Origin of the sequence: Calidifontibacter indicus, from assembly GCF_003386865.1 — a bacterium.
Lineage (GTDB): Bacteria > Actinomycetota > Actinomycetes > Actinomycetales > Dermatophilaceae > Yimella > Yimella indica.
Map to the genome: position 1 here is coordinate 1,527,604 of NZ_QTUA01000001.1, position 16,128 is coordinate 1,543,731.

Annotated in this window: 15 protein-coding genes and 1 pseudogene; 10 read left to right on the forward strand and 6 right to left on the reverse strand. The window is 71.5% G+C overall.

From position 1 onward, the window contains the following. Positions 1 to 9: 9 nt before the first annotated feature. Both DFJ65_RS07285 and DFJ65_RS07290 read left to right on the forward strand, forming a co-directional pair. On the forward strand, positions 10 to 429 hold the full coding sequence (locus DFJ65_RS07285) for a hypothetical protein (protein WP_115922457.1): 420 nt from the start codon (positions 10 to 12) through the stop codon (positions 427 to 429). Positions 430 to 435: 6 nt separating this feature from the next. Further along, positions 436 to 717 (forward strand): hypothetical protein, encoded by a 282-nt coding sequence (locus DFJ65_RS07290; protein ID WP_115922458.1) that lies wholly within the window; start codon positions 436 to 438, stop codon positions 715 to 717. A gap of 1 nt (position 718) precedes the next feature. On the opposite strand, the gene DFJ65_RS07295 is transcribed toward DFJ65_RS07290, so the two are convergent. Then, positions 719 to 2,089: a hypothetical protein gene (locus tag DFJ65_RS07295; protein WP_115922459.1), complete on the reverse strand. Its 1,371-nt coding sequence runs from the start codon at positions 2,087 to 2,089 to the stop codon at positions 719 to 721. A 62-nt stretch (positions 2,090 to 2,151) separates the two neighbouring features. Then, the gene (locus tag DFJ65_RS07300; RefSeq protein WP_115924170.1) at positions 2,152 to 2,769 is read right to left on the reverse strand and encodes a class I SAM-dependent methyltransferase; all 618 of its coding nucleotides are present in this window, start codon (positions 2,767 to 2,769) and stop codon (positions 2,152 to 2,154) included. 141 nt (positions 2,770 to 2,910) lie between these two features. On the opposite strand from DFJ65_RS07300, the gene DFJ65_RS07305 reads away from it, so the two are divergent. The 5 genes and pseudogenes from DFJ65_RS07305 to DFJ65_RS18440 form a co-directional block, all read left to right on the forward strand. Further along, positions 2,911 to 3,789 carry a glycosyltransferase family 2 protein gene (locus DFJ65_RS07305; RefSeq protein WP_342767506.1) on the forward strand — a complete coding sequence of 293 codons (879 nt, stop codon included), beginning with the start codon at positions 2,911 to 2,913 and terminating at the stop codon, positions 3,787 to 3,789. Beyond that, entirely contained in the window at positions 3,789 to 4,760 is a 972-nt protein-coding gene (locus tag DFJ65_RS07310) for a polysialyltransferase family glycosyltransferase (protein ID WP_115922460.1), read from the forward strand. The genes DFJ65_RS07305 and DFJ65_RS07310 overlap by 1 nt, the downstream gene beginning before the upstream one ends. A gap of 2 nt (positions 4,761 to 4,762) precedes the next feature. Continuing rightward, positions 4,763 to 5,545: a hypothetical protein gene (locus DFJ65_RS07315; RefSeq protein ID WP_147301348.1), complete on the forward strand. Its 783-nt coding sequence runs from the start codon at positions 4,763 to 4,765 to the stop codon at positions 5,543 to 5,545. Then, a complete protein-coding gene (locus tag DFJ65_RS07320; protein WP_115922462.1) occupies positions 5,538 to 6,467 on the forward strand; it encodes a DNA-3-methyladenine glycosylase family protein in 930 nt (309 codons plus the stop codon). Before DFJ65_RS07315 ends, DFJ65_RS07320 begins: the two co-directional genes overlap by 8 nt. A 115-nt stretch (positions 6,468 to 6,582) precedes the next feature. Then, a pseudogene (locus DFJ65_RS18440) lies at positions 6,583 to 6,717 on the forward strand (serine hydrolase); the annotation flags it as partial. A gap of 80 nt (positions 6,718 to 6,797) precedes the next feature. Here the strand turns inward: DFJ65_RS18440 and DFJ65_RS07330 are convergent. Genes DFJ65_RS07330 through cofD form a run of 4 tightly spaced genes read right to left on the reverse strand, consistent with a single transcriptional unit; the run spans position 6,798 to position 10,961 of the window. Then, positions 6,798 to 7,601 carry an aspartate/glutamate racemase family protein gene (locus DFJ65_RS07330; RefSeq protein WP_245950084.1) on the reverse strand — a complete coding sequence of 268 codons (804 nt, stop codon included), beginning with the start codon at positions 7,599 to 7,601 and terminating at the stop codon, positions 6,798 to 6,800. After that, the gene (locus DFJ65_RS07335) at positions 7,598 to 8,881 is read right to left on the reverse strand and encodes a carboxylate--amine ligase (protein WP_115922464.1); all 1,284 of its coding nucleotides are present in this window, start codon (positions 8,879 to 8,881) and stop codon (positions 7,598 to 7,600) included. The genes DFJ65_RS07330 and DFJ65_RS07335 overlap by 4 nt, the downstream gene beginning before the upstream one ends. Before the next feature lie 11 nt (positions 8,882 to 8,892). Next, entirely contained in the window at positions 8,893 to 9,960 is a 1,068-nt protein-coding gene (locus DFJ65_RS07340; RefSeq protein ID WP_170144025.1) for a coenzyme F420-0:L-glutamate ligase, read from the reverse strand. An 8-nt stretch (positions 9,961 to 9,968) separates the two neighbouring features. Continuing rightward, positions 9,969 to 10,961 carry a 2-phospho-L-lactate transferase gene (gene cofD, locus DFJ65_RS07345; protein WP_115922466.1) on the reverse strand — a complete coding sequence of 331 codons (993 nt, stop codon included), beginning with the start codon at positions 10,959 to 10,961 and terminating at the stop codon, positions 9,969 to 9,971. A 158-nt stretch (positions 10,962 to 11,119) separates the two neighbouring features. On the opposite strand from cofD, the gene DFJ65_RS07350 reads away from it, so the two are divergent. Genes DFJ65_RS07350 through DFJ65_RS07360 form a run of 3 tightly spaced genes read left to right on the forward strand, consistent with a single transcriptional unit; the run spans position 11,120 to position 16,088 of the window. Continuing rightward, positions 11,120 to 11,377: a WhiB family transcriptional regulator gene (locus DFJ65_RS07350; RefSeq protein ID WP_115922467.1), complete on the forward strand. Its 258-nt coding sequence runs from the start codon at positions 11,120 to 11,122 to the stop codon at positions 11,375 to 11,377. A 24-nt stretch (positions 11,378 to 11,401) separates the two neighbouring features. Then, positions 11,402 to 14,632: a glycosyltransferase family 2 protein gene (locus DFJ65_RS07355; protein WP_147301349.1), complete on the forward strand. Its 3,231-nt coding sequence runs from the start codon at positions 11,402 to 11,404 to the stop codon at positions 14,630 to 14,632. Positions 14,633 to 14,642: 10 nt separating this feature from the next. Continuing rightward, positions 14,643 to 16,088 (forward strand): DUF5719 family protein, encoded by a 1,446-nt coding sequence (locus tag DFJ65_RS07360; protein ID WP_147301350.1) that lies wholly within the window; start codon positions 14,643 to 14,645, stop codon positions 16,086 to 16,088. The last annotated feature ends 40 nt before the right edge of the window (positions 16,089 to 16,128 follow it).

Genomic DNA, 16,128 nt, shown 5'->3' on the forward strand with positions numbered 1-16,128 from the left:
GACGGCCGGATGAGCGCAACCGTCCGCGACGAACTGCTCGCACAGTTCGCGAAGATCGAACACCTCGAACTCGGCCCCCACGTCGACGGCGAGACCTTCCCGGGCACCGCCCGCTCCTATCTCGCCGATGGACGCGGAGTCGCCTGGCAGATCCCGCAACGCGACGACGTGGCGTTCGCGATCGACGCCGAGATCGCCGACCAGCCGGTCTCCGCCATGCTCGGACGCCGCGCGCGGTCGATGGACCCCGCGGTCGTGTGGCCGCTGTGGACCGGGTGCGAGGCCGCCGCCAAGGCCCTCGATCTGCCGGTGCTGTCGTGGCTGAACTGGCCCGGGCTGCGACTGCCCGCCGACATCGCCGACAAGGTGTCGCTGCGCTGGGAGACCCTCGACGACATCCTGGTTTGTTACGGCGTCGCGACTTTGTGATCTCGCTTGGCTGGGGATTGCGACGCCGCACTCATCTACTGGTTCTCGATGCGTGCCAAGCTGCGTGCAGCAGCCTCCGGCGCGCAGCCCGCGTTCACCGGCAAGCCCTATGCGAACCAGTACGGCAACCCGTACGGGAATCAGTACGGCGGTCCGCAAGGCTACGGCAATCAGGCTCAGCCGCCCCAGCACCAGTACGGCCAGCCGCAGCAGTACGGTCAGCAGCCGCCATACGACAACAATCAGTACGGGCAGCAGTACGGCAACCAGCCCCCGCAGGGGCAGTGACTCACCGGCGTCGGCGCACCGCCTCGACGAGCCGCTTGGTCGGGGCCGTCATCACGAAGTAGGCGCGCTTGGCCCGCGGGCCCGACTCGGTCGCGAGGGCGTGTTCGAGCGCGCGCAGGTGCCGCCGGTCCTTGGCAAGGTCGGCTTCGAGCGCGCTGATCTGTGCGTCCTTGGTGCGTAGGGCCGCCACATAACCCGACTCCGGGGCCACTGCCGCGTGGGCCGGTCGGCTGATCGGCGACGCGTCGTAACCCTCCACGGCGTGCGCGATCTCGGCGCCCGGGTCGCGGGAGTCCGACGCAGCTCGCAGCAGTTCGGTCGCGACCTCCTGCCGATTGAGTTCGGGCCCGAAGGGGTGGTCGAAGGGTCCGAGCCCGGCGGCCAGATCGAGCATGGCAGTCGGTGCATCGATGGCCGCCACCGTGTCGTCGATCGTGTCGTCGATCGCGGCGAAGGCGTGCTCGGTGGCCACCAGGTTGCGCAGCAGCGGGGCCGGGGCGCCGTCCGACCAGCGCAGATAGGCGCTCAGGCCCTGGCCCACGCGCACCCGGTCGCCGCGCAGCAACAGTTGCCGCAGTCGAGTCTCGACCGGAGTGCCTTCGACGCGGGGCACGTCGTGCCCGAGGGCGCCGTCGATGCGGCGGTAGGTGAGCGCGTCACCGCCGACGCCCCGCCCGAGCAGCCACCCGTCGGCCGTGCGCAGCGGATCGGTGAGCAGCGAGTCGCGGCGCAGATCGTGCACGTGCAGCGAGCGCAGCAGGGTGCGCACGCCGGTGTCGGTGGTGGCGCCCGAGGTGACGACCGCGCCCGCGAAGACGGCTGCGACGGGCCGTTCGGGCAGTTCGTCCAGCGTCGGCGGACGCAGGTCGTCGCCGGGTGCGAGCGTCCCGAAGTCCCGGTCGTCCTCGGCGTGGTGGCGGCAGCGGTCGAGCGCGCCGAGTGCCGCGCCGTTCTCGACGTAGACGATGTCGGCGGCCGCACCCTCACGCACCCGCGCGGCGAGCTCGAGGAAGGACATGCCCTCGGAGGATGCCGCGAGCACTCCGGACGGCGGGTCGAGCACGACCGCGAGGTCGAACCGCTTCGTGGGGTGCCAGGCGTCGAACGAACCGCACACCACATGGGCACCGGTGCCGGCGAGCCGTTCGGCATCGGCCACGCCGCGCACGATCACGGTGACGTCGCGTCCGTCGGCCAGCAGGGGCGCCGCCAGCGCGGCCGCGCGGGCGCCGACGAGCAGCACGTTCGGTTCGGCGTCGGGCAGCCCGGTGGCCATCCGGGTGGCGTGTGCCACCAGCACGTCGTCGGCGGCAACCGGGTCGGACCACCCGTCCATCTCGCCGCCGCAGTAGTCGATCTCGTTGCTGCTCATGCCGATCAGCCTATGGGCGGTCGCGGCCGACGGGCGTCACCCGGCTCGTGTTCGGGCGGGCGTCACCCGCGGCGCAGGAGGCTTACGGCGTAGTTGCCGGCGGGGTCGTACGGGTGCAACTCGTAGGTGCCGAACCGGGAGTCGACCCGCAGGCCGGCAGCCGCCACGTCGGCGTCGAACTCCGCCACCGGGTAGACCCGGGAGCGCGGGGGAGTGGCGTCGGTGTGGCAGCCGACCAGGATCCGTCCGTCGGGTGCGAGCAGGTCGCGCATCCGCTCCAGCATCAGCCGTTCCGAGCCGGGCTCGCCGAGGATCATCACGTTGCCGACGCACACCACCAGGTCGTACGTCGTCGGAAACCCTTGTGCGGAAAGCGTTTCCGGGGTGAGGTCGTCGATGCGCGACAGCATCGTCGGTAGCTGCGGGTAGGTCTGCCGCGCCTGCTCTAGCAGCGCCGCGTCGAGGTCGACGCCGTACGCGTCGTGCCCGCGGGCGCGCAAGGTGCCGCCGACCCGGCCCATGCCGCAGCCGGCATCGAGAATGCGCGCGCCGCGCGGCGCCATCGTGTCGGCGAGTCGGGCCTCGCCCTCGATGTCCTGACCCGACGCACGCAGCTGCGCGAACTTCGCGCCGTAGCCGCGGTGGTCGGTCTGCTCCCAGCGGGTCGGTCGGCGGTCCATCGGCGTGTCCTCCTGCACAGATGCGCGGGCTGTCGAGATCCGCGCGAGGCATGACGCGGGCAGATCTCGATACCCGCGTATTCGAGCCTAGACAGCCGGTCGTGGTTGGCTGTACCCGCCGTTGGCACGTGAGGAGCAGCAGTGACGAACCAGGACCGCCCCAGCGTGGGCGTGGTCATGTTGTCGATGGGCGACCGGCCGGGCCCGCTGGCCGAGGCGATCCGCAGCGTGCAGGCGCAGCAAGGTGTCGACCTCGACATCGTGCTCGTCGGCAACGGATGGGAGCCCGAAGGGCTGCCCGACGGCGTCCGCACCGTCTACGAGCCCGAGAACACCGGAATCCCGCAGGGTCGCAACATCGGGGCCGCGGAGGCGATCGGGGAGTTCCTGTTCTTCTTCGACGACGACGCGACGATCCCCGAGACCGATGTGCTCGCCCGCCTTGTCGCCACCATCCAGCAGGCCGACGACATCGCGCTGTGCCAGCCCGGACTCACCGACCCGGTGACCGGTGAGGCGCCCCGACGGTGGGTGCCGCGGCTGCGGGTGAAGCCCGGTGAGTTGCAAGGCGGGCAGGTCGCGACCTTCTCCGAGGGTGTCGTGCTGATTCGGCGTTCGGCATTCGTGCAGGTCGGTGGCTGGCCCGGCAACTTCTTCTTCGGGCACGAAGGGATCGATCTGGCCTGGCGGCTGATGGACGCCGGGTGGCGGCTCTGGTACGCGCCCGAGATCCCGGTCAACCACCCATACACCGAGGCGGCGCGGCACCCGATCTACTACCGCACCAACGCCCGCAACCGCGTCTGGGTGGCCAAGCGCAACCTGCCCGCTCCACTGGTGCCGCTCTACCTCGGCACGTGGACGGCACTCACCCTGGCCAGGGTGCACGACAAGGAGTCGCTGAAAGTGTGGTTTCGAGGTTTCGGTGAGGGTGTGCGCACCGACGCGGGGGAGCGAATTCCGATGCGCTGGAAGACCGTTCGCGAACTGACCCGGGCCGGCCGCCCGCCGATCATCTGATGAGGTATGTCATCACCGGGGTGCGCAGCAAGACCCACCTCATTCACATCGCCGCCTACCTGCGCCGGGAACTTGCCCGTGGCACAGGGCATCTCGATGTCGCATTTGTCGGCGGCGGGCGCTTCCTCGGCAACTCCTCGGTGACGGCGGCCGACGTGGTGGGCTTCCTGCCCGACGACCCCCGCCTCGGGTTGACCTTCCCCGAGGGGGAGCAGCGCTGGTCGAGCACCGGCGACCTGACCTACATCGCCGTCGGTGCTCCGGGCATCAAGCCGTGGATGAGGCTGCGACGCAACGGGATCCGTCACAGCATCCGTGTTGTCGTCACCGATGAGGGCATCGGCACCTACGGCGACTGGCGGACGCGGCGCGATGCCCTCGCCCGGCAGGGCGCCGGGCAGCCCTGGCGCACCGTCCGGCCGTTGGCGATCGCGGCCGCCGACCGGATGCTCACGACGGAGCGCTTCGCGATGTACGACAAGGCGCGCGGGTGGGCGCTCGAGCCGCAGATAGCCGACGAGTTCCGGGCGTTGGTGCCGGCCGGCGCCGAGCAATCGTCCGACCGGGTGGTGTTCCTGACCCAGCCCTGGGTCGAACTCGGGGTGCTGTCGGCCGACGCCTACCTGGCGCACATCGCCGAGGTGAGCAGGGGCGTCGAGGCCGACGGTCTGCGTCTGGCGGTGCGGCCGCACCCGGCCGAAGACACGGGCCGTTATGCCGGATTCGAGATCCTGGACGAGGCGTTCACCGCCGAGGCCGACCCGGCGATCGTCGGCGCGGCCGGGGTGGTCGGTGGCACCAGCACGGCCCTGCTCAATCTCGCCGCCCTGCACGGCCTGCCCTCGGCGCGTCTGGTCGTGCCCGGCCTCGAACACCTCGAAGACGAACTCGGCGCCGACCAACGAGCGCTGCTCGACGCGTATCTGCCGCGAGCCGCCGAGGTCGGTCAGTGGCGCGGGTTACAGTCGTAGACGTGAAGGTGAGGACATCCGCCGCAGCCCGGATCGGTAGCAATCTGTCGGCGTCACCCGCCGTCCAGCGGGTGGTGCACCGTGCCCGCCGAGCGGCCCGTGACACCGCGGCCCGGCTTCCCCGCAGCGACGACGCCACCCCGCTGCGCGCGATCGACCTTCAGCACATCCGCATGACCGATCTGCTCACCGACGGCCGCGACGCCCGTGAGGCCCGTCGTCGGGCGCGCCGCCTCGGGTTGCCGCGCACCATCGACGACACGTCGGTGTGGGCCTGCCTCGGTGCGCTCGCCGCGCTGCTGCGGGTCGTCGACGACGGGTCCCGCCGGGCCGTCGTCATCGACACCGCGGGTGAACGCTCCACCTTCAGCCGATGGGCCACCCAGGCCGGGTTCGCCCCGTTGGGCTTCGACGTCATGCGACCGGGCGTCGTCGGTGATCAGGTGGCCACCGGGAGCGTCGACCTCGTGGTGCGTCTGCACCCGCACTCGACCGGCGCCGACACGGTCGACGAAGATCTCACCCGCGCGTCCTGGGCAGTGCGTCGAGGCGGGCTGATCTGCATCACGATGCGGCTCGGCTCCGACGCCGAACACGGCGTCTCGGTGGCCGACGTGCGGTCGCTGGTGGCGCGCTGCGCCGATCGCGGACTCAAACTGGTCGGCGAGGTCGACCTCGACGACGGACGTCGTGCCAGCGCCGCCGCGCGCGAGGAGGACGGCGCCTTCGGGTTGGCACTGCTGACCTTCCGGGTCACCCCGCAGGCCGCCCCGCCCCGTGACTGACCCGCAGCAGGCCGACTTCGCGCCGGGACGGCGGGTGCCGCTCCGGGCGATCATCGGATCACTGCGTCGGGGAGCCGGAGACCCCACCTGGATCGAAGGACCCGACGGGATCTGGCGGGGGAGCATCACCCCGCACGGACCGGTCTCGCTCGGCCTGCGGGTCGAGCGGGCCGTCTCCGGCGACCGGGTGGTCGCGACCGCGCACGGTCCCGGTGCACCGTGGGCGTTGGAACGGTTGCCGCGTCTGCTCGGTGCCGACGACACCATCGACGACTTCGTCGCTCATCACGATGTTGTCGCCGAAGCTCTTGCTGCGCAACGAGATTGGCGCCTGGGCCGCACAGATCTGGTGATCGACGCGTTGGTGCCGGCGATCATCGAGCAACGCGTCACCGGTCGACAGGCGTTCTCCGCCTACCGCACCCTGGTGCGCCGCTACGGCGCGATCGCGCCCGGGCCGGCCGGGCAGCGCGGCCTGCGCACCCCGCCGTCCGCCGCGCAGTGGTTGCGGGTGCCGTCGTGGGAGTGGTTGCGCGCCGGCGTCGATGCACAGCGTGCCGACACGGTGATGCGGGCGCTGCGGGTGGCCGCTCGGCTGGAGGAGTGTGTCGACCTGCCGGCGCAGGAGGCGTCACGCCGGTTGCGCACCGTGCCCGGCATCGGTGTGTGGACGGCCGCGGAGGTCGCCCAGCGGGCCTTCGGCGATCCCGACGCGGTGAGCTTCGGCGACTACCACGTGGCCAAGAACATCGGCTACGCCCTCACCGGGCAACCCGTCGACGACGCCGGGTTGGCGCAGCTGCTCGAGCCGTACGCCGGGCACCGCTACCGGGTGCAGTATCTGGTGCACGCCGCCGGCCTGAGCCGTCCGCGTCGCGGACCGCGGCTGAGCCTGCCGACGCACCTGCCGGCGCGGTTCTGAGCAGTTCGCCTGCGCACCGATCGCCCGGACCCTAGGCTCGACCGCGTCGACGGACTCGGGGGAGCCATGGTCGGCGAAGGTCAGCCCGACCGGGCAGTTCCAGATCCTGCACCAGGTGGAACCCAACACGATGATGCCGCTGGCGTCGTCGATCAAGGTGTTCGTGATGCTGGCGATCGTCGATGCGGTGCGCACCGGGCGGTACCGCTGGACCACCGTCTTCACCCTCGCCGCCCAGGACCGCGCCGCGGGCAGCGGCGCAGCGTTTGCGATGGGGTTGGACGGCGCGGTGGGCGGACGGCCGGGTAGGCGGACGCGGAGTGGACGGCGTCAGCGGGGTTGCTTGCCGGCGCGCAGGATGGCCGCGCGGGCGAGCGACTCGATGGAGTCGACGAGTTCGGGGCGGTTGCTCCAGCCCTGCTGGGCGTGGATGACCGAGAGTTCGGTGCAGCCGAGAACGACGACGTCCGACTGCTGCGCGAGGCGGGAGATGACCGCCTCGAGGCCGGCGAGGTCGATCGGTCCGCCCGCCTTCACGCCGTCGTAGATCACCGACATCGTGAGCTGCTGATCGGCGTCGTCGGGGTAGATCGTCTGCGCGCCGAGCGAATCCAGCACTCGCTCGTAGACCTTCGCGGCGCGGGTGCCGTTGGTCGCGAGCAGGCCGATGCGCGGCGACCGGTCGGAGGAGCCATCACCGGCTCGCTCGTCAGCCCGCTCGGCGGCACGCTCCACGGCAGCCTTAGCGGTCTCCTCGACGATCGACAGGATCGGCTGCGAGGTGGCCGCGGCGATCGTCGGCAGGAAGTGGTAGGCGGTGTTGCACGGGATCACCGTGAAGTCGGTGCCGATGGCGTCGAGGCGCGCGGCGTCACGAGCGAGCACCGGCCCGGGGTCGGGCGCGTCGTCGGACAGGATGCGGGCCGTGCGATCGGGCTGGCTGGAGTGCACCAGCACGACCAGGTCGAGGTGCTCCTGATCGGTCGCCGCCGGGGTGAGCCGCACGAGCACGTCCTGGAAGAGCGCCGTCGCGGCAGGACCGTTGCCGCCGATTACGCCGACCGTCGGGCCCGGCCAAGACGCGTCCTCGTTCACCGGGAGCGGCGAATTGTCCTGTGCCTGTTCGGAGTTCACACCAACGCCTTCGGCTCGGGGTAGTACCGGCGGTATTTGCGCACGTAGTTGACCTGGTTCATCGCGATCCACTGCCAGCGCTTCGGGCTCTTCTCCGCCTTGTAGAACCACGGGTTGGTGACCTCGCCGTCCTTGAGCAGCTTGTTGAGCTTGGCCTTGGTGGCGGGGTCGGTGACGTACTTCTTGAGCAGGCGCACGGGCACGGCACTGAAGACGTGCTCGGTGGTGGTCTCGATGACCGGGCGCCCCTCGAGCGACTCGCCCTTGACCCACTCGTTGACGTACCACTCGACGACGTTGTGGCCCGCGGCCGTGATGTAGAAGCTCGTGCCGCCGAGGCGCGGGTTGAGTTCGAAGAACACCGTCTCGCCGATGCGCGGATCGAACTTCATGTCGAAGTTCGCCCAGCCGCGCCAGCCGACGTGTTCGAGCAGCCGGGTCGCGGCCGCAACGGCCTCGTGGTCGACGCCGGTCATGATCGCAGCGGGGAAGCCGCGGGTGTCCGGGGCGTGTTCCTCGAGCAGCACCCGACCGAAGCAGGCGAACTTCACCTCGCCCTGCTTGCTGACGTAGCAGGTGAGGATGCGCATGCCCTGGTCGTCGCCGGGGATGACGTCCTGCAGGATGAACTTGTCGCGGTAACCGGCCGCATGCAGCTTGCCGAGCAGGTCGTCGAGTTCGGCCCGTGACGACGCCGAGTGGATCTTCTGCTTGCCGGCGAAGTCGACGCCGGCGTACGCCTCCGCGTTCGACGGCTTCGCGATCACCGGGAAGGTGAGGGAGTCCAATTGGGCTGCGGCCGAGTCGGATCCGTGGTCCGAGACCTCGTAGACGACGGTCGCGGGGTGCGGGATGTCCAGCTCGTGGCACAGCTGCGCGAAGTTCTCCTTGCGGGTGAGTCGGTCGATGAGTTCCGGCTCGCTGTAGGGGATGAGGTAGAGGTCGTCGAGCCGGTGCTTCACCCGGGCCAGCACACTCACGACGTGGTCGGTGGTGGCCAGCAGCAGGCGCTTGTCCGAGCCGACCTTCGGAGCCAGGTCGCGCAGCGTGGCGACGAGCAACTCGGGGTCTTCCAGCGACGGGATCTGTCGGTGCTCGACCAGGCAGCTGTGCGCGATCGGACCGGCGACCATGCGCGACACGATGAGCGTGCGGTAGCCGTACGCCATGTGGAACGAGCGGGCGAGGCTGTAGCCGAGCCGGTCGCCGCCGAGGACGACAGGCACGAAGTCCTGGCCGGGGATGATGGCGGAGGGTCCGGGCGCGACGATGTCAGGCATGGCACCCGAGCCTAATGGCGCGAGTCGCCGATCCTGACGCGGACGCCGTCCGTCACCGGTGTGAGGTCGGCGACCAACCGCTCGCCGGCCAGCGCCACCTCGAACCTCGCCGCGCAGCGGCCGAGCGCGTACGGGTCGGCGCAGACCACCGTCCAGTCGGTGCCGGCGCCGTCGAGCCCGGCGTCCTGGCTGGTCTCGTCGGGGGCCACGGCGACCGCCCACGCCCGGTGCACCCGGTCCTCGAGCGGTTCGGGGTGCACCGATTCGATGCCGACCTGCTGCGACAGTGGCGTGCCGGCAGCGACGCCGAGCGCGTCACGCACCGCCTCGGCGCGGCCGAGGGCGAACCAGTCGGTGGGGCCCGAGCGCACCAGGGTGCGGGCGCCGGCAGCCTGCGGGTCGAGGAAGCGGGCATCGAGGCCGCGCACGATCGCGACCGGGACGCGGTCGAGCTTGCCCTTCACCAGGTCGGCGGCCGCGGCGACCTCGTCGGCGACATTGCGCACGGTCACCGCGAGGTCGTGGCCGTGGGTGTCGGCGAGACCGCGGAGGTCCTCCAGCGGCGAGATGCCGTGGCAGCCGAGCGCGAAGTCGGTGAGTCCGCCGCGCCACGACCGGCCCGAGGTGTCGGAGAGCACGACCGCGAAGTCGCCGTGGCCGACGAGTGACGAGAGTTCGCCGTGGATGCGCCCGGCCTCGGCGTCGGGGTCGTGCGGCAGCAGCAGTCGCACGTCGTCGTCGGCGTTCGAGGAGTCGATGCCGGCCCCGGCCATCACCGGCCCTGCCTTGGCCTCGACCACCCGGGTGTGGCCGGTGGAGGTGCGGCGTTCGGCAACGACCCGAACCGATTCGGTCAGCACCAGATCTGCGCGTTCGATCGAGGGGTCGCCGTGCAGGCCGAGCGCCTTGGAGACGACCTTGCTGGTGATCACCACGACGTCGCCCGGTGCCAGGGCGAGGTCGGCGCCGGCGAGCGCGTCATGGACGACCGCGGCCAACGACGTGCCGGTGGTGATCTCGCCGATGCCCCTGACCGGCAGGATCGTCAGCCCATCGGTGGAGCCTGCGGGCCTGTTCACCGGCACACTCACGGACGCAGTTCCAGACCGAGCCGGACGGCGGCCGCGGCCATCGCCTCGGTGGCGGCTGCGTCCTTCATCAGCAAGGGCAGCGCGACGGTGCGCGGCCCCTTGCCCGAGCGGGTCGCGGCCGCGAACGCGGTCTCGTCGGCGGTGTCGATCAGCCAACCGTCCAGGAAATCGGCGTAGAGCGACGCGACGCCGGCGGGGGAGACCTCGACGTCGAGCGCCGCGAGGCAGGCGTCGGCGTGGCCGCGCACCGGTCCGCCGCCGACGATGGGGGAGACACCCACGACCGGGGCTTCGGTGCCGCGCAACGCTTCTCGCACGCCGGGCACCAGCAGGATGATCCCGATCGACACCACCGGGTTGCTCGGCGGCAGGATCACCAGGTCGGCGGAACGGATCGCGTCGAGCACTCCGGGAGCTGCCGCGGCGCGGTCCATGCCGGCGACCACGAAGCGGCGCGCGGGCACCTTCGCCTGCATCCGGATCCACCACTCCTGGAAGTGGACCGCCCGCTCGGAGTCGCCCTCGTCGACCACCACGTGCGTCTCGACGAGGTCGTCGGTCATCGGCAGGAGGCGGACGCCCTGACCTGGCAGGCCCCAGCGTGCGGCGAGCCGTTCGGTCACCTGCGACGGCGTTGCGCCCTGGGCCAGCCACATGCTGCGCGCGATGTGGGTGCCCATGTCCCGGTCACCCAGGCCGAACCACTGCGGCTCGACGCCGTAGGCGGCGAGTTCCTGCTGCACCGCGAAGGTCTCGTCGGCGCGACCCCAGCCCTGCTGTTCGTGGATGCCACCACCGAGCGTGTAGAGCAGCGTGTCGACGTCGGGGCTGACCCGCAGACCGAAGAGCGTGATGTCGTCGCCGGTGTTGGCCACGACGGTCAGCTCGTGGGGACCGTTGTCGAGGGAGTCGAGGGAGTCGAGGTGTCGACGCAGACCACGCAGGAATCGGGCGCCGCCGACGCCGCCGGCCAGGGCTGTGATGCGCATGGGGCGCAAGTGTGTCAGTCGGTGCCGATAGCATGATTTTCGGGTCCCGTGCGACTTCCTCACTTACCTGTTCGCACTTGACGAACAGGGCACGACACGCGTGTAATGACACCGTTGTAATTCCGTCGGCGTCAGGAGGGACCGTGCAGGAATTTTCTTTGTTCGCGGTAGAGCCGCTCGATGTCGACGAGGACGGTGCCCTCGGTTGGCAGGAGCGTGCTCTGTGTGCGCAGACCGACCCCGAGGCGTTCTTCCCCGAGAAGGGCGGCTCCACCCGCGAGGCCAAGAAGGTCTGTGTCGGGTGCGAGGTCAAGGCCGAGTGCTTGGAGTACGCACTGGCCAACGACGAGCGCTTCGGCATCTGGGGTGGCCTGTCCGAGCGCGAGCGTCGCAAGTTGAAGAAGCGAGCGGTCTAGTCCGCTTCCGCTGTGGTGACCCTCATGCTCACCTCCGACGTTGACGGGTCGCACTTTCCGGAGGACGAAGGCCCGCGGCTGAGCGTCACCACGATGGTGGTGGTGCGCCACGGCGGCGAGCGTCTCGAGGCAACACTCGAGTCGCTGATCGCCCAGCACCGCCGTCCCGACCGGCTGGTGCTCATCGACACCACCGAAGAACGTTCCACCCACCGCGTCATCGACGCCCACATCGGGCTACGGGACGCCTTCCCGGACGTCTCCGTGGTCACCGTCCCCGCGGGCGCCACCTTCGCCGACACCATCGACATCGCCGTCGAGGCCCTGCCCGAGCCGGGCGACGACGTCGTCGTCACCAAACGCAGCCGCACCCGCGCCGACAAGCGACCGATCCGGCCGCGCGACCGGCACGAGTGGCTCTGGCTGTTGCACGAGGAGAACCGCCCCGACGCCTCCGCACTCGACGCCCTCGTCGAAACCGTCGGTCGCACCGACCGCATCGGCGTTGCCGGTTGCAAGGTGCGCGACGCCGAGCACCAGCGGCGACTGGTCAATGTCGGCCTCGAGGTCACCCGCACCGGCCGACACATCGGCGAGCGGATGCAGCACGAGTTCGACCAGGGGCAGCACGACGACCGCGCCGATGTGCTCGCGGTCAGCAGCAGCGGCCTGCTCATCCGCCGCGACGTCTACGCCGGCCTGGGCGGGTTCGACCCCGCGTTCGACGGTGACGGCGACGGCCTCGACCTGTGCTGGCGGGCGCACCTGACCGGCCATCAGGTCGTCGTCGTGCCCGACGCGGTCGTGCACCAGTTCACCGGTGACAACCCCGACGAGGGGCATGCCGACCCCGACCTCCCGGCGCCGCGCAGCCCGCGCACGTTGCGCCGCCATCGGCAGGTGGCGCTCGCGCGCTCGTCCCTGCTCGGTTGGCCGGTGATGAGCCTGTGGGTGTTCGTCTCCGGCATCGTGCTCGGCCTGGCGATGTTGCTGGTCAAACGACCCCGGCGCGCCGTGGCGGAGTTCGCCCAGGCGACCGCGCCGTTCGGTCTGGTGCGCATCGTCGGGGCCCGCAGTCGCTTCTTCGGTCGGGCGAGCGCCCGCCGCCGGTACCTGTCAGGGCTGTTCGTCGGTGCGGGCGCCGCCTTCGCGAGCGCCCGCGACTCCTTGCGCGCCGCCGTCACACTCGACGACGCCCCGGCCGGCCAGCCGCTGATCGAACAGGGCACCGGGGAGACCGGTCCCGTCGACGACGACGCCCAGGCGCTCGCCGCACCGCGGCGTCCGCTGGGTCGGCTCGCCCTCAGCCCCGGCTTCTGGACGGTGCTGGCGCTGCTGGTGGTCGCCGGGGTGCAGTGGCGCGAACTGCTCGGCAGCCGCTCGTTCCAGGGCCGTTCGGGCGCGATCACCGGAGGCGAGCTGCGACCCTTCGCCACCGACTCCGGCGGCATCTGGCGGCTCTACCACGACAGTTGGACCGGCGCCGGGGTCGGCGGCCCGAACCAGCACAGCGAATACCTCCCCGTGCTGTGGCCGCTCGCCTGGGTGATCGAGCACATCGCCGGGCTCGCTCATGCCACCAGCGGTCACACCGCCGTCCTGTGGCTGTTGGCGTTGACCATCCCGCTGTCCGGTCTCACCGCCTATCGCGCCGGACGCGTCCTCACTCCGCACGCGTGGCCGCGCGCCGTGGTGGCCGCCCTGTGGGCGACGACCGCGCTGGCGACCACGGCGTCGGCGCAGGGTCGGCTGGGCCCGGCCGTCGGCCATGTCCTGGCGCCCCTGGTGTTCGCCGGAGTCGTTGCGGTCGCCCGCCCGCGGGCATCGGTGACGATGACCTTCGCCACCGTGCTCGCCGATGGTCTGCTCGGCGCCTTCGCGCCCGTGCTGCTGGCCTTCGCGACGGTGGCCGCGCTGTTCGTGGTGGTGTTCGCATCGGGTGGGGCGCGGTTGCGTGGGCTCGTGGTCGCCGTGCTGCCGTGGGCGCTGCTCGGCGCACAGACCCGGCGCCTCATCGACGACCCCCGACTGATCTTCTCCGGACCGGGCAATCTGCTCACCGGGCCCGCGCCGCAGGTCGAGCCGTGGCAGTTGGCGCTGTTGCACCCCGGCGGTGCGGGCTCCTACCCGGTGCTGCTCGGTCTGCCCCTGGTGGTGCTCGCGGTGCTCGGGTTGTTCGCGCCCGGGCGGCACCGCTTCATGATCGGCGCGTCGGTGCTGGGGCTCGCCGGTCTCGCGCTAGCGTTGCTGGCGCCCCGCCTCACCGTCATGCAGACGGCCGACGGCGCGCGGACGCTGTGGGCCGGGGTGCCGTTGCAGGTTTTCGCGCTCGCCTGTGCGGGCATCGCGCTGACCGGTCTGGCGGCCCCCCATCCGCGCACGCGCACCGCGCGCGCCCTGTTGCACCCCGCGTGCGCGGCCGTCGCGGCGGTGCTGACGCTCGGTGTGATCGGTTGGGCGGGCTGGGCCGGTGAGGTGACCGCGTTGCGTCCGGTCGCGCAGCCGCTGCCGGAGCTGGTCAGCAAGCAGTTCGCCGGGCCGCGGTCGGTGCGCGCATTGGTGCTCACCGTCGATCGGGACGGCGACCTGACCTACCGGGTGCAGGGCCGCGAGGCGGGCCTGCCGGTCACCGATCTCGCGCTGCCTGCGCCGAGCGGGGGCTCGGTCACTGCGACCGCCGTGAACGACCTGCTGCGCGGTCAGGGCGAGGCCGCCGCCGGGGCTCTGCACCGGCTGGCCATCGGTTACGTCGTGTTGTCGGGTCCCGGTGCCGACCGTTCCGAGGTCGTCGGCGCCCTGCAAGGCGGGGGATCGCTGCTGCGGATGAACGCCTCGGCCACGAACCACGTGTGGCGGGTCGCGCCGCAGGCCGTGGCCGACCGCTCCCGCACCGTCGCCAGCAGCCGGCTCGTGCTTCACGAGGGTGACCAGCCGCTCCGCGAGCTCACTAGCAACGACTGGCACGCCGCGGCGTCCGTCGTGATCCCGGCCGGGGCTGCCGACCGGCGGGTCGTGGTGGCCGAGCCCGCCGGCTGGGCCCGCACCGCCAAGGTCGCTTTCGCCGGTCAGATCCTGCCGCCGAGTGTCGACGACGGCGTCGTGAGCTACCGGATCCCTTCGGGTGCAGGCCGATTGACGATCGAGCAACGCCCGACCTACGAACGCACCCGGCAGGCGCAACTCGCGCTCGGGGTGCTGGTCTGCTTCGTCGCGTTGCCGTTCGGCAACCGTGCGTCCCGCAAGCGGGCGTGGTGAGGACGACGTCGTGGTGAAGGGTCTGACAGCGCTGCGCGCGGTCGTCGTGACCGCGGTCGCGGCCGGACTGGTCTACGGATCGAACCAGGTCGATGTGACGGCCGACTGGTCGCGGTCGGGTGACCGTGCGGCCGCACGAGCCTCGACCGCCGCGATGAACACCACGCTCGTCTGCCCCGGCCCCGACCGTCCGGGTGCTCCGGGCCAAGACCAGTCGCCGCAGCAGGTGGCGGTGTCGAGCGGGGTGGCGCCGACCGCCTGGATCGGTGGCTCGGGCGCGGGATCGCTGCAGTTCACCCGGTTGCCGGCCAATGGTTCGGGCGCGCCGCAGGAGCGCACCAGCTCCGCCGAGAACGAACGCACCGACCTCAGCGGCGCGGGAGCGCTGCGGCTGACCGGTGCGGGATCGCTGGCCCGAGGCGTCGCCGCACTGCAGTACGCGGTCGACGACGAACCCACGGTCGCCGGGCTGGTCATGAACGCCTGCTCGGCGCCGACCAAGGACGCCTGGCTCCCGATCGGCGGCAACCAGGCCGGACGGCTGGGTCGAGTGGTGCTGAGCAACCCGACGCAGACACCGGTCACCGTCGACGTCGCGGTCGTGGGTCACGCCGGAGAGGTCGCCGACAAGGGGGCCAACGGTGTCGTGGTGCCTCCCGGCGACCGGGTCGTCGTGGGCGTCGGTGACTTCGACGGGTCGTTGGCCGACGCGATGGTGCATGTGACCTCGCGCGGCGGTTCGGTGGGAGTCACCGGGTTCGACGTCTGGATGACCGGCGAGACACCCTCGGGCGCAGCGGCCTCGGCGCCGGCGCAGGCCGGCACCGACCTGATTCTTCCCGCCTTCCAGGTGACGACGGGCACGCCGCGGGTGCGGGTCGCGGTGCCCGGCGGCGAAGCGGCCACGGTGCGGGTGCGGCTGGTCGACGCCGACGGACTGGTGGTGGCCGACGAGGTGCAGGACGTTCCCGCAGGAGCCACGGGTTCGGTTGCGTTGCAAGGAGTTCCGGCTGGCTGGTATGCGCTGCGGGTGACCTCCGAGCAGCCCGTGGCAGCCGCGGCGATGACGTCGGCCGTCGCCACCGGGCGCTCGGACATCTCGTGGTCGACATCCGCTGACGGCACCGAGGGGGTGGTTGGCACGCCGCTGCCGATGCTGCCCGCCGGTGTGCGCACCACGATCTCGCTCTACTCGCCCGACAAGCCGGCCACCGTCGAACTCGTCACGACCGGCGACGGCGGACGCACCCAGCAGGTGCAGGTCGAGGCCGACCGGGAGACCCGGCTCGAGGTCACCGGACGCACCGGCGTCTGGGTGCGGGTGCGGTCCGGGTCGGTGCATGCGGCGCTGGCCTCTTCGGGCCGGGACTCTGCCGGTCCGTTGCTCGAGGTCGCCGCGCTCGAGCCCGTCGTGGTGAAGTCCGACCTGCGCGAGTCGACCGCCGAACTCGACTGACCCACCGCCCGCGCGTGCCCATGGGAATGGGCGCGCGTGA